The sequence below is a fragment of the Cellulophaga omnivescoria genome (assembly GCF_027915275.1).
In the GTDB taxonomy this organism is placed as follows: domain Bacteria; phylum Bacteroidota; class Bacteroidia; order Flavobacteriales; family Flavobacteriaceae; genus Cellulophaga; species Cellulophaga omnivescoria.
The window spans coordinates 201,287-213,017 of the sequence record NZ_CP115819.1 but is presented as its reverse complement, the minus strand read 5'-3'; the positions used below and the strand labels follow the sequence as shown (position 1 = coordinate 213,017).

Below are 11,731 nucleotides of genomic sequence, written 5' to 3'. Positions count from 1 at the left end.
TGGCTTTTAAGATTTGTACCAAAGAAACTAAAATATGAACGAAATTCAAATAGAAACAGCTCAAAATATTAGCATTCATCAAAATGCTGCACATTTGGGTGATAGGATGCTAGCCTATATTATAGATAGCATTGTTATTTTTGTTTATACGTTGCTAATGATTCTTTTACTGGTATATATGAACTTAGCTTTTGAAGACATGTGGCATTTATATTTAATTGTAACATTGCCATCTTTCTTCTACTATTTAATGCTAGAGTATTTCATGAATGGCTCTACGGTAGGTAAAAAAATAATGTCTATTAGAGTAGTTAAATTAGATGGTTCTAAGCCAAATTTCTCTAGTTATTTTATACGTTGGATTATGCGTATTGTAGATGTTGCCTTGTCTACAGGAGGTGTTGCAGTACTTACAATTTTATTAAGAGGTAACGGGCAGCGTTTGGGAGATATAGCAGCTGGTACTACAGTAATTACTGAAAAGAAAAAAGTAAAATTGCAAGACACAATGCTTGCTAACTTGCCAGAAATGTACAAGCCAAGTTACCCACAAGTTACTGTTTTTAAAGATCCAGAAATGCAAACCATAAAAGAGTTGTACTCTTCTGCAAAACGTAACGGAGATCATAATGTAATTGTAACTTTATCTAATAAAATAAAAGAAGTAACTAATATAACTACAACCCAAAAACCTTTAGATTTTGTAGACACTGTTATAAAAGATTACATTTACTACACACAAGAATTATAGCATATGTTTTATTTGGTTATAGATATTTTAGGAACCATAGCATTTGCTATATCTGGTGTTTTAGTTGCAATGGATAAAAAGCTAGACCCTTTTGGGGTTTTTATAGTTGCCTTTGTAACGGCTGTTGGAGGTGGTACTTTACGTGATTTATTATTAGGAAATACACCAGTAACTTGGCTACTACAGCCAATTTATATTTACACCATTTTAATTACAGTAGTGTTATCTATATTGTTTAGAAAACAATTAAAATACTTAAGAACGTCTTTGTTTTTGTTTGATACTATTGGTATTGGATTGTATACTTTAGCTGGTGTAGAAAAAGGGTTAGATGCAAACTTGTTACCGGTAATGTGTGTTGTTGTTGGTACAATAACCGCATGTTTTGGAGGTGTTATAAGAGATATTTTATGTAATGAAATACCTGTTATATTTAGAAAAGAGGTATACGCAACAGCTTGTATAATAGGGGCTAGTAGTTACTTTTTACTTGTTAAGTTACCAATTAAACCAAATTATATACACGTTATTTGCATTTTAATTGTTATAACTGTGCGTTTGCTTGCAGTTAAATTTAAAATAGCCTTACCTACAATTTATCCTCCTGTAGAGCATAAAAATAATTAATTTACCACCTCTGCTTTAACAATAAAAATGTTTTTTTTGGGCCAATCACCTTCACCTACGGGTTGCCTGTTAATTAAATCTACAACATCCATACCTTTAATAACTTTACCAAAAGGAGTATAATCTTTATCTAGATGATATGATCCCGGTTTGGTTACCACAATAAAAAATTCGTAAGGAGAAGCTAGTTTATGCGGATTATCATTCTCACTACTAGGCATAGATATTACACCTCTATGATGTTTGTGCCCTTTTTTTGTATCTGGTGGTAATAGGTACCTGCCAATTTCACCTCTTTTTTTTGCTGTCTTAATATTGTCGGCATTACCGCCTTGAATAATGAAATTTTTAACCACTCTATGAAAATAGGTATCATTAAAATATCCTTTTTTTGTTAGATAAATAAAGTTAGCCTTGTGGTATGGCACATTATCAAATAATTGAAGAGTAAAACTGCCAAGGTTAGTTGTAATTTTTACCTTATCTTCTTTTAATGTTTTGTTGTACTCGTAAAAAAAAGGTATTGCATTTTCTTCAGTAAGTACAAATTTTTCTTCTTTTTTAGTAACTTTAGAACTGTCAATAGCAACAGTGTCTTTTTTAACTTCAGTTTGTTTAACTTTTTGTTGTGTTTTTGATGCGTTGTTGCAACCAACAGTAAAAATTAATAATAGTATAGCGTAAGATAGTATCTTTGTATTCATGAATTTTGATGATTTTACCAAAAGAATTTCAAAAATAAAGAATCTTCCTTTATTGGGTGAAGAATCACATAATAAAATGGCTCCATCTATTAGAATTGATGAGTTAAAAAGAATGAAAAAGCAACGTGAACAAGCACGTAAAGCAGCTGTTATGGCATTGTTTTATCCGGCAAAAGATAAAAGTACAAATTTATTATTAATGTTGCGTAAAACTTATAAAGGTGTACACTCTAACCAAGTTGGTTTTCCTGGTGGTAAAGTAGAAAAAGAAGATGAAAACCTACTGTATACGGCTTTAAGAGAAACCTATGAAGAGGTTGGTGTGCCTATAAGTAAGGTTAAAGTAATGGGTGAGTTGTCTTCTATATACATACCGCCAAGTAATTTTGAAGTACAACCCTACATAGGCTTGTATCCTAATCCTACTCCTTTTGTAATTCAGGAGTCTGAAGTTGAGCATTTAGTTGAAGTTTCTTTACAAGACTTTATGGATGATAGTAAAATTAGCACTCAAAATTTAACCACTTCGTATGCAGTAAATATAGATGTACCTGCCTTTAAATTAAATGGTTATGTTGTTTGGGGAGCAACGGCAATGATAATGAGTGAGCTTAAAGAGCTATTAAAACAATTGTTATAGTTATATAAATTTGTAGATTTGGCAACACAATAATAATTATGGGTTTATTTAAAAAGAATCCTTTTGGGCATATACTATTTTTAAAAAAATGGTTAATACGAGTTGCGGCTGTTATAACGCACCGCAGATACAAAGGGTTTAATAAATTAGAAATAGAAGGATCACAAATACTTAGAGACCTACCAGATAAAGGAGTTCTCTTTGTATCTAACCACCAAACTTATTTTGCAGATGTGGTGGCTATGTTTCACGTTTTTAATGCTAGTTTAAGCGGTAGAGAAGATAATATTAAAAATATTGGTTACATCTGGAAACCAAAACTTAATATGTATTATGTTGCTGCTGCAGAAACTATGAAAAAAAGTCTTTTAACTAAGATTTTGGCTTATGCAGGTTCTATTAGTATACAACGCACTTGGCGTGCAGATGGACAAGATGTTAAGAGACAAGTAAAAATGAGTGACATATCTAACATTGGAACTGCATTAGAAGATGGTTGGGTTATTACCTTTCCTCAAGGTACAACAACACCTTGGAAACCTTTACGCAAGGGTACAGCGCATATTATAAAAAAATATAAGCCAATAGTTGTTCCCGTTGTAATAGATGGTTTTAGAAGGTCTTTTGATAAAAAAGGCTTAAGAGTTAAGAAAAAAGGTATTTTACAATCTATGGTAATTAAGGAGCCATTGGATATAGATTATGAAAACGATTCTTTTGAGTCTATTATAGATAGGTTAGGGCACGCTATAGAGCAAGACCCATCTTATTTAAAAGTTATTTCTAAGGCAGATTTAAAAGCGCTAGAAGAAGAAAATGAACTTAGAAAGTGGAAACTAGATTAGTTTTTTTTAATTATAATAAAACAAAAACCATCTGTAAAATTCAGATGGTTTTTTGGTTATAAGGTTTGTGTTTGGTTTAAATTTCCATTTTTTTTAGCTCAAAATAATTTTTGTTTAATTTTTTAAGTAACAAGCCATAAAGCAAAAAGTATATTAAAGCAAAAAGAGCTGTAGTTGCTAATGCTACAATTACAAAGGTAATTACCATTATAGATTTAAATTTATCTGGAGTTATATTAGGAGGTAATTCCTGTTGGTAAACCGTTACAAGCATATTAGGATCAAAATAAACAGTAAGTGCTTGCGCCAGCATTATAAATAATAACATTCCTAAACTAAAAATAACATAGTACTTAACAGTTTTTCTTGTACGTATAATATTTTTCATAAGCGTTTTAGAGTCATCTAAAACAGATATTTCTTTATACCTTTTGTAAAACTGAAAAATAAAATAAAAAATTACTAGGTATTGTAAAAAACTAATCACCATAAAAAATGTGCCATAGCTATTACCGTAGTACATTTTAAGCAGGTGTTCTCGTGTACCAGGAAATAGAAAAAGTAGGTTTGGCAATACAAATTCTAAAATACTAATTATAAATATCCACTTTACAATAGAGGAAGATTTCTTCCATATCATTTTGTAAATATCATTGTATGACAATTTAGGAAGTTCATCTCCTTTTTTTTGCCAATCTTTTTTTAAGATATCCAATTCATCCATATAATTAAGGATTTAAAATGGTTTTTAATTTTTTCTTTATTCTGTTCATCTTTACTCTAGCATTAACTTCGGATATACCCAATGTTTCAGATATTTCTGTATAATCCTTATCTTCTAGGTAAAGAAAAACCAATGCTTTGTCTATGTCACCAAGCTGCTTTACAGCTTTATACATAAGTTTTAGTTGTAATTCTTCTGTCTCATCATATTCATCTGCCTTAATTTTAAAAATTACAGACTCATAGCTTTGTGTACTAACTTTTCTTTTAGATTTTCTGTATAATGTAATGGCAGTATTTAAAGAAACTCTATACATCCAGGTACTAAATTTAGAGTCGCCTCTAAACTTAGGATAAGCTTTCCATAGCTGTATCGTTATTTCTTGAAACAAATCATTATGAGCATCCTTGTCATTAGTGTACAGCGTACAAACCTTATGAACAATATTTTGGTTGTTCTCTAGTTCTGTAACAAAAGCATGTTCTAATTCTTTGCTCACTTTTTAAGTTGGTAGTTGTTACTTGTTAGTAGTTGTAAACTTGTACTTGTTACAAATTTTTATAATTATTTTCTAGGATGGTAGTTTTCAATAACTTGGCTTAAGTGTTTTCTGTCTATATGTACGTATACTTCAGTTGTTGTAATACTTTCATGACCTAACATTTGTTGTATAGCTCTTAAATCTGCTCCGTTTTCTAAAAGATGTGTTGCAAAAGAGTGGCGTAAGGTGTGTGGACTAATTGTTTTTTTTAAGCCAATGGTTTCTGCTAATTGTTTAATAATAGTAAAAATCATAGCACGGGTTAATTGCCTACCTCTTCTGTTTAAAAATAAAATATCTTCAAACCCTTTTTTTATGTTTAGATGATTTCTTATTTCATCCTTATATATGTTAATGTACTTTTTATTAATGTTGCTAATAGGAACAAAACGTTGTTTGTCTCCCTTTCCTGTAACTCTTATAAAGTCTTCTTTAAAAAATAAATCAGATAATTTTAAGTTGGTAAGTTCAGATACGCGCAAACCGCAGCCGTATAATGTTTCTAGCATTGCTCTGTTGCGTTCACCTTCTGGTTTACTTAGGTCAATTGCATCTATTAAACTATTAATTTCCTCAACAGACAAGGTGTCTGGTAACTTTCTTCCAATTTTTGGAGCTTCTATTAAATCCATAGGATTGTCTGCTCTGTAATCTTCAAAAATTAAATAATTAAAAAAACTTTTTAGGCCAGATATAATTCTTGCTTGCGACCTAGGGTTTATTTCTGCTGAGATTTCATAAATAAATTGCTGTGTAGTTTCCTTGGAGATAGAAATAGGAGATTCGGAGATGTTTTTTTTGTTTAAAAATGTAATTAATTTTTCCACGTCTAAAACATAGTTTGTAATAGAATTGTCCATTAATCCACGTTCTATTTTTAGAAAGTGTTGATAATCAGTTAATCCCTGCCTCCATTTCATATAGGTTAAAATTAAGTTAATAATTTGGATAAAAAAAGAGTTTTTAAACCCCTATTTTTGGTGTTTTTAGTTCATAACAAATACTTACATTTACACAACAAACATTGTAAGTAAACAAAATTAACAATCTATGTTTACTGCATAATTATAAACTAAAAATTAAAATTATTTTTATGAAAAAGTTATTTATTGTAGCTATCACAGCTCTAGGATTTACTTTTGCTGCACAAGCACAAGATGCAGCTACTTCTACTAACGGTGGTCAAACTGCTCAAGGTAAATGGTTAATTGAAGCTAACACTGGTTTTGGTGCTGTTAGTGCTGCTAATACAGGATTTGGTTTGTCATCTGTAGATGGTGAAACTACTTGGTCTTTAGGTGCAGAAGGAGGTTATTTTGTTGCTGATGATTTAGCTGTAAAGGTTGGTTTAGGTTACCAAGACTTAGGTGAAGATTTTTCTGTATTTACTTATAAAGTTGGTGCTAAATATTACATTGCTAGTATGATTCCTGTACAAATAGATTATTCTGGCGCTAGTATTAAAGATTTTGATGAGAACCCAAGTTATTTAGGTTTACAAGGTGGTTATGCTATTTTCTTAGGGGAAAATGTTAGTATTGAGCCAGGTTTACGTTACAACATTACTATGAATGATGATTATACTGATGAGGATGTTTTTCAATTCCAAATTGGTTTCGCTTTACATTTCTAAGCAAAAATTTACTAATAGTATTAAAAGCTGCCTAATATTTTAGGCAGCTTTTTTTATGAACTAATTTTGTTAAATAATTTATAAATTAATATAAATACTACTTTTTGTGTAAGTCAATTAAATTATTTAATTAAGTTTATGCTATAATTATAAACTAAAAATTAAAATTATTATTTATGAAAAAGTTATTTATTGTAGCTATTGCAGCTCTAGGATTTGCTTTTAGTGCACAAGCTCAAGAAGGTTTTGGAGCAGGAGTTAATTTAGGTATTCCTATGGGGGATATTGATGATTTCTCTAGTTTTAATATTGGAGTAGATGCTCAGTATTTAGGTGCTGTTTCAGAAACTTTTTATGCTGGTGGTACGTTAGGTTATTCTCATTACTTTATGAAAAATGATGTTGATGCAGTTACTTTTTTACCGATTGCAGCTGTTGCTAAATTTATGGTTACAGAAGATTTTTCTGTAGGTACAGATTTAGGTTACGCAGTTGGTTTAAGTGATAATAATGATGGTGGTTTTTATTACCGTCCTAAATTAGGGTATAGAATTGCAGATGCAATAGAGCTTAACTTATCTTACGCTGGTATTAGTTTAGAAGATGATATAAATGCATCTACTTTTAATATAGGATTTATGTTTCAGTTGTAAAAATAACTGAAATGGAATATTTAAAAGGAAGCCAATTGGCTTCCTTTTTTTATGCGTAATATTTAGTATTTTTACCCTATGAAAATACTTATAATTAACGGACCAAACCTAAACCTTTTAGGTAAAAGAGAGCCAACAATATATGGCAATACAACGTTTGTAGATTACTTTGCTAAGCTGCAAGGTAACTTTATAAATATTGAGCTTAGCTATTACCAGTCTAATATAGAAGGTGAGCTTATAAACAAAATACAAGAAGTTGGTTTTTCTTATGATGGAATTGTTTTAAATGCAGCTGCATATACGCATACATCCATTGGTATTGGAGATGCTATAAAAGCTATAGAAACACCTGTTGTAGAAGTGCATATTTCTAATACATTTGGGCGTGAAGAATTTCGTCATCAATCTTATATATCTCCTGTTGCTAAAGGTGTAATACTTGGTTTTGGCTTGCAAAGTTATGACTTGGCCATACAGAGTTTTTTAGCATCAAAATAATACCCGTAATGCATAAAACATATTTTAACTGGAGTAGTGGTAAGGACTCTGCTTTGGCATTGTATAAGATGCAACAGTTTAAAACGTATAAAGTAGATAGACTTGTAACTTCTGTAAACTCTACATTTAATAGAGTGTCTATGCACGGTTTACGTTTACCCCTTTTAGAGGCGCAAGCAAAGGCAATTGGCTTGCCTTTACAGACTATTAAGTTAAATGCAGATGTGTCTATGTCTAGCTATAATGAGGTTATGAAAACCACAATACAAGGTTTAATTACAGAAGGTTATACACACGCAGTTTTTGGAGATATTTTTTTAGAAGATTTAAAAAAATATAGAGAAGATAAATTGCAAGAGGTTGGTGTTAAGGGTGTTTTTCCGCTTTGGAAACATGACACAAAAGAGTTGCTTAAAGAGTTATTGCAATTGGGGTTTAAAGCAATTACAGTTTGTGTAAATGCTAAATTACTAGATGAATCTTTTGTTGGTAGAGAGGTTAATGAAAGTTTTTTTAATGATTTGCCAGAGAATGTAGATCCTTGCGGAGAAAACGGAGAGTTTCATACATTTGTGTATGATGGTCCTATTTTTAAGCAACCAGTAAGTTTTACAATAGGAGAGAAGGTGCAAAAAGGATATGCACCAACTACGAGCAAAGATGACAATTGCTTTAAAAAAGATGAGGATACTACTTGGGATACTTCCTTTTGGTATTGCGATCTTCTTCCTAATAAATAAAAAAAGCCCTACGCTTTTAAGGCTTTAGGGCTAAAATATTTTTCTTCAATGTAAAAAGTTCCAAAGGGTAGCAGGGAGGCTATAAATAAAATGGCATACCTTTTTATTCCCCAATTTTTTTCTCTGCAAACAAAAAATGCCAATATAGCATAAGCTATAAATAGTACACCGTGTGCATTACCAATATAAATATTAGGATCTTTAATGCCAGCCATATATTTTAAAGGCATACCAACACCAAATAATAACAGGTAAGATATTCCTTCTAGTATAGCAACAAGTCTAAATGCTTTAATCATATTTTAATATTTAAAAAAGCCTAAAACCTAAGTGTAAAATACGCTTAGACTTTAGGCTTTGTATGTGTAAGTTTAATTACTATTACAAGTGTATAACCTCGTCATAAGCATCTGCTACGGCTTCCATAACAGCTTCACTCATTGTTGGGTGTGGGTGTATAGCTTTTAGTATTTCATGACCAGTAGTTTCTAGTTTACGTGCAACAACTGCTTCAGCAATCATATCTGTAACGCCAGCACCAATCATATGGCAACCTAACCACTCGCCATATTTAGCATCAAAAATAACTTTTACAAAACCATCTGGTGTACCAGAAGCTTTAGCTTTTCCGCTAGCAGAGAATGGGAATTTACCTATTTTTAAATCAAACCCCTTTTCTTTTGCTTGTTTTTCTGTTAAACCAACAGAAGCAACCTCAGGAATACAGTATGTACAACCAGGAATGTTTCCATAATCTATAGGTTCTACGTGCATACCTGCTATTTTTTCTACACAAAGAATACCTTCTGCAGAAGCAACGTGAGCTAAAGCTGGTCCTGGAGTAACGTCTCCAATTGCGTAATAGCCAGGTATATTTGTTTGGTAATAATCATTTACCATAATTTTATCTCTGTCTGTAGCAATACCAACGTTTTCTAGACCTATGTTTTCTATGTTAGTTTTAATACCTACTGCAGACAATACCACATCTGCTTGTATAATTTCTTCTCCTTTGCTAGTTTTTACGTAAACACTAACTCCGTTGCCTGCAGTATCTACTTTAGTAACCTCTGAAGAAGTTTTTACTTTTATACCTGCTTTTTTAAAGCTACGCTCTAATTGTTTAGATATATCTTGGTCTTCTACAGGTACTACATTAGGTAAATACTCTACCACAGTAACTTCTGTACCTATAGAGTTGTAAAAGTATGCAAACTCCATACCTATTGCACCACTACCAACGACTACCATTTTTTTAGGTTGTTCAGGTAAAGACATTGCCTCTCTATATCCTATAATTTTTTTACCATCTTGCGGTAAACTTGGTAACTCTCTACTACGTGCACCAGTTGCAACAACAATGTGGTCTGCACTGTACTCAGTTTCTTTACCATCAGCATCTTTAACAGATACTTTTTTACCAGCTTTTAAGGTACCGTAACCATTAATGACTTCAATTTTATTCTTTTTCATTAAAAATTGAACTCCTTTGCTCATACCTTCTGCAACCCCACGGCTACGCTTAATAATTGCACCAAAGTCTTTATCAACATTTTCAGCATTTAAACCATAGTCTCCCGCGTGCTTTAAATACTCAAAAACCTGAGCAGATTTAATTAATGCTTTGGTAGGGATACAACCCCAATTTAGACATACACCGCCTAAACTTTCTTTTTCTACTATAGCTGTTTTTAAACCTAATTGTGAAGCTCTAATAGCAGTTACATAACCACCAGGTCCACTACCTAAAACAATAACATCAAAATTGCTCATATATATACTTTTTTTTGTCTCTAATTTTAATCACACAAATGTACAAAACCAATTAGCAATTAGCAATTACCTAAATCTATAAATATGAATAATAACATATTACTAACTTTTTAGTACTTATCTTTATATTTTACACATAAAACAAACATTATTTAAAGATGAAAACATTAAAATTTGGTTTTTTACTATCACTTTTACTGTTCGTAATAGGTACTCATGGCCAGAGTACAGATGTACATATTACAGTAGAAAAACTTACTCCTCAAATGTATATGTTAACTGGACAAGGTGGTAATATAGGTGTTTATATAGGAGAAGATTATGTGTTTATGATTGATGACCAATTTAGTAGATTGAGTCTTAAAATAAAACAAGCAATTAAAAGTATAACCACTAAGCCAATTGCGTATTTGCTAAATACACATATGCACGGAGACCACACTGGCGGTAATTCAAATTTTAATGATAAAACAACTACTATTGTTGCACACCAAAAGGTTAGAGAGCGTTTAATAGAAGAAAATAAAGAAGTTGTTTCTACTAATAAATTAGATTCTGTTACCGCATATAAGAAATTGCCAGAAATTACATTTTCAGATGCAATGTTATTTTATGACGCAGATGAAACTATTATGGCAACGCACGTACACAATGCACATACAGATGGTGATGCACAAATTTATTTTAGCAAAAATAACGTGCTACATATGGGAGATACGTACTTTTCTAGTAAATATCCATATATAGATTTAAACCGTGGAGGTAGTGTAGTTGGTTATATAAATGCATTAAAAAAAGCTTCAATTTTAGCAAACGAGGATACTAAAATTATCCCTGGACACGGAAAATTATCTAATAAAAAGGAATTAGAAAACTACATTTTAATGTTAGAAGCTATTTATGTTAGTGTAAAAAAAGAGATTAACGCGGGTAAAAGTTTAGAGCAAGTAATGGCCAATAATGCTATTACAGCAAAGTTTGATGCCACTTATGCTTGGAGCTTTATATCTGCAGAAAAAATTAGAGAAACATTTTACAAAAGCTTAAGCAAGTAGTATTATTTATTTGCCAAACATTTTTTTGTTGAATTCGTTAGATTTTCCTGCAGGTATAGATAAAGATTGCCACTCTTTACCCTTTAACATTCTACCAATGTATGCAATTTGTGCAATATGCCCTGCGTAATGTGCTAATTGCCTGCTTACTGCTGCCATAACCGAATGCTCTACAGCTCTAATTTTAATTTTAGTATTAAAATTGTCTTCGTTTATACTATCTATTGCAGCAAATAAGCAATCCCAGCCTTTGTTCCAGTGTAGTAGCATTTCTTCCTTATTTTGGTATAGAGCAACAAACTCGGATTCTCTATTGCGCCATTCTTTTTCTCCGTCTTCTGTAAAAAAGTTTGTCCACCTGCTAAGCATATTACCTACCATATGTTTAACAATTATAGCTATACTATTGTCTGCCTCGCCATAAGTCCAATGCAAATGTTCATTGGTAAGTTGGTTAAATGTTTTTTCAGCCATTGTTTTGTTTCGGTTAAACTCAAACAACATACTTTCTTTATAGTCATCAACAAAACTCATTTTTATTTTT

16 protein-coding genes are annotated in these 11,731 nt (G+C 31.4%); 9 read left to right on the top strand and 7 right to left on the bottom strand.

Going from position 1 to position 11,731, the window contains the following annotated elements:
• Positions 1 to 34 precede the first annotated feature (34 nt).
• Both PBN93_RS01010 and PBN93_RS01005 read left to right on the top strand, forming a co-directional pair.
• Positions 35 to 751: an RDD family protein gene (locus tag PBN93_RS01010; RefSeq protein ID WP_077398595.1), complete on the top strand. Its 717-nt coding sequence runs from the start codon at positions 35 to 37 to the stop codon at positions 749 to 751.
• Between the two features lie 3 nt (positions 752 to 754).
• A complete protein-coding gene (locus tag PBN93_RS01005) occupies positions 755 to 1,378 on the top strand; it encodes a trimeric intracellular cation channel family protein (RefSeq protein WP_271081200.1) in 624 nt (207 codons plus the stop codon).
• On the opposite strand, the gene PBN93_RS01000 is transcribed toward PBN93_RS01005, so the two are convergent.
• Positions 1,375 to 2,082 (bottom strand): peptidylprolyl isomerase, encoded by a 708-nt coding sequence (locus PBN93_RS01000; protein ID WP_077398591.1) that lies wholly within the window; start codon positions 2,080 to 2,082, stop codon positions 1,375 to 1,377. The two genes, PBN93_RS01005 and PBN93_RS01000, sit on opposite strands and share 4 nt — an antisense overlap.
• Here PBN93_RS01000 and PBN93_RS00995 point away from each other — a divergent pair.
• Together PBN93_RS00995 and PBN93_RS00990 are read left to right on the top strand one after the other, a co-directional pair.
• A complete protein-coding gene (locus PBN93_RS00995; protein WP_171974443.1) occupies positions 2,081 to 2,722 on the top strand; it encodes an NUDIX hydrolase in 642 nt (213 codons plus the stop codon). The two genes, PBN93_RS01000 and PBN93_RS00995, sit on opposite strands and share 2 nt — an antisense overlap.
• A gap of 38 nt (positions 2,723 to 2,760) precedes the next feature.
• A complete protein-coding gene (locus PBN93_RS00990) occupies positions 2,761 to 3,567 on the top strand; it encodes a lysophospholipid acyltransferase family protein (protein ID WP_077398589.1) in 807 nt (268 codons plus the stop codon).
• A gap of 76 nt (positions 3,568 to 3,643) precedes the next feature.
• Here the strand turns inward: PBN93_RS00990 and PBN93_RS00985 are convergent, their stop codons facing one another.
• The 3 genes from PBN93_RS00985 to xerD form a co-directional block, all read right to left on the bottom strand.
• Complete coding sequence (locus tag PBN93_RS00985; protein ID WP_077398587.1) at positions 3,644 to 4,291, bottom strand: hypothetical protein; 648 nt, start codon at positions 4,289 to 4,291, stop codon at positions 3,644 to 3,646.
• A gap of 4 nt (positions 4,292 to 4,295) precedes the next feature.
• Positions 4,296 to 4,790 carry an RNA polymerase sigma factor gene (locus PBN93_RS00980; protein WP_077398585.1) on the bottom strand — a complete coding sequence of 165 codons (495 nt, stop codon included), beginning with the start codon at positions 4,788 to 4,790 and terminating at the stop codon, positions 4,296 to 4,298.
• Positions 4,791 to 4,855: 65 nt separating this feature from the next.
• On the bottom strand, positions 4,856 to 5,752 hold the full coding sequence (xerD, locus tag PBN93_RS00975) for a site-specific tyrosine recombinase XerD (RefSeq protein WP_077398583.1): 897 nt from the start codon (positions 5,750 to 5,752) through the stop codon (positions 4,856 to 4,858).
• 173 nt (positions 5,753 to 5,925) lie between these two features.
• Between xerD and PBN93_RS00970 the strand changes: the two genes are divergently transcribed.
• The 4 genes from PBN93_RS00970 (at position 5,926) to PBN93_RS00955 (ending at position 8,359) form a co-directional block, all read left to right on the top strand.
• On the top strand, positions 5,926 to 6,465 hold the full coding sequence (locus PBN93_RS00970) for a hypothetical protein (protein WP_077398581.1): 540 nt from the start codon (positions 5,926 to 5,928) through the stop codon (positions 6,463 to 6,465).
• A 176-nt stretch (positions 6,466 to 6,641) separates the two neighbouring features.
• Complete coding sequence (locus PBN93_RS00965; RefSeq protein ID WP_271081199.1) at positions 6,642 to 7,118, top strand: outer membrane beta-barrel protein; 477 nt, start codon at positions 6,642 to 6,644, stop codon at positions 7,116 to 7,118.
• Positions 7,119 to 7,196: 78 nt separating this feature from the next.
• Positions 7,197 to 7,619, top strand: a complete 423-nt coding sequence (gene aroQ, locus PBN93_RS00960) for a type II 3-dehydroquinate dehydratase (RefSeq protein WP_271081198.1) — start codon at positions 7,197 to 7,199, stop codon at positions 7,617 to 7,619.
• Between the two features lie 8 nt (positions 7,620 to 7,627).
• Positions 7,628 to 8,359, top strand: a complete 732-nt coding sequence (locus tag PBN93_RS00955; protein ID WP_077398575.1) for a Dph6-related ATP pyrophosphatase — start codon at positions 7,628 to 7,630, stop codon at positions 8,357 to 8,359.
• A gap of 8 nt (positions 8,360 to 8,367) precedes the next feature.
• Here PBN93_RS00955 and PBN93_RS00950 read toward each other — a convergent pair whose 3' ends face one another.
• Together PBN93_RS00950 and lpdA are read right to left on the bottom strand one after the other, a co-directional pair.
• Positions 8,368 to 8,658, bottom strand: coding sequence for a DUF3817 domain-containing protein (locus tag PBN93_RS00950; RefSeq protein WP_077398573.1), 291 nt, complete (start codon positions 8,656 to 8,658; stop codon positions 8,368 to 8,370).
• A gap of 82 nt (positions 8,659 to 8,740) precedes the next feature.
• Positions 8,741 to 10,132, bottom strand: a complete 1,392-nt coding sequence (gene lpdA, locus PBN93_RS00945) for a dihydrolipoyl dehydrogenase (RefSeq protein WP_077398571.1) — start codon at positions 10,130 to 10,132, stop codon at positions 8,741 to 8,743.
• A gap of 158 nt (positions 10,133 to 10,290) precedes the next feature.
• On the opposite strand from lpdA, the gene PBN93_RS00940 reads away from it, so the two are divergent.
• Positions 10,291 to 11,187: an MBL fold metallo-hydrolase gene (locus PBN93_RS00940; protein WP_077398569.1), complete on the top strand. Its 897-nt coding sequence runs from the start codon at positions 10,291 to 10,293 to the stop codon at positions 11,185 to 11,187.
• Between the two features lie 6 nt (positions 11,188 to 11,193).
• Here PBN93_RS00940 and PBN93_RS00935 read toward each other — a convergent pair whose 3' ends face one another.
• Complete coding sequence (locus PBN93_RS00935) at positions 11,194 to 11,721, bottom strand: DUF1572 family protein (protein WP_077398567.1); 528 nt, start codon at positions 11,719 to 11,721, stop codon at positions 11,194 to 11,196.
• Positions 11,722 to 11,731 lie beyond the last annotated feature (10 nt).

Bases quoted from the DNA above. Each gene is read 5' to 3' on its own strand.
- PBN93_RS01010 (WP_077398595.1), top strand. From the start codon at position 35: ATGAACGAAATTCAAATAGAAACAGCTCAAAATATTAGCATTCATCAA.
- PBN93_RS01005 (WP_271081200.1), top strand. From the start codon at position 755: ATGTTTTATTTGGTTATAGATATTTTAGGAACCATAGCATTTGCTATA.
- PBN93_RS00995 (WP_171974443.1), top strand. From the start codon at position 2,081: ATGAATTTTGATGATTTTACCAAAAGAATTTCAAAAATAAAGAATCTT.
- PBN93_RS01000 (WP_077398591.1), bottom strand. From the start codon at position 2,082: ATGAATACAAAGATACTATCTTACGCTATACTATTATTAATTTTTACT.
- PBN93_RS00990 (WP_077398589.1), top strand. From the start codon at position 2,761: ATGGGTTTATTTAAAAAGAATCCTTTTGGGCATATACTATTTTTAAAA.
- PBN93_RS00985 (WP_077398587.1), bottom strand. From the start codon at position 4,291: ATGGATGAATTGGATATCTTAAAAAAAGATTGGCAAAAAAAAGGAGAT.
- xerD (WP_077398583.1), bottom strand. From the start codon at position 5,752: ATGAAATGGAGGCAGGGATTAACTGATTATCAACACTTTCTAAAAATA.
- PBN93_RS00970 (WP_077398581.1), top strand. From the start codon at position 5,926: ATGAAAAAGTTATTTATTGTAGCTATCACAGCTCTAGGATTTACTTTT.
- PBN93_RS00965 (WP_271081199.1), top strand. From the start codon at position 6,642: ATGAAAAAGTTATTTATTGTAGCTATTGCAGCTCTAGGATTTGCTTTT.
- aroQ (WP_271081198.1), top strand. From the start codon at position 7,197: ATGAAAATACTTATAATTAACGGACCAAACCTAAACCTTTTAGGTAAA.
- PBN93_RS00955 (WP_077398575.1), top strand. From the start codon at position 7,628: ATGCATAAAACATATTTTAACTGGAGTAGTGGTAAGGACTCTGCTTTG.
- PBN93_RS00950 (WP_077398573.1), bottom strand. From the start codon at position 8,658: ATGATTAAAGCATTTAGACTTGTTGCTATACTAGAAGGAATATCTTAC.
- lpdA (WP_077398571.1), bottom strand. From the start codon at position 10,132: ATGAGCAATTTTGATGTTATTGTTTTAGGTAGTGGACCTGGTGGTTAT.
- PBN93_RS00940 (WP_077398569.1), top strand. From the start codon at position 10,291: ATGAAAACATTAAAATTTGGTTTTTTACTATCACTTTTACTGTTCGTA.
- PBN93_RS00935 (WP_077398567.1), bottom strand. From the start codon at position 11,721: ATGAGTTTTGTTGATGACTATAAAGAAAGTATGTTGTTTGAGTTTAAC.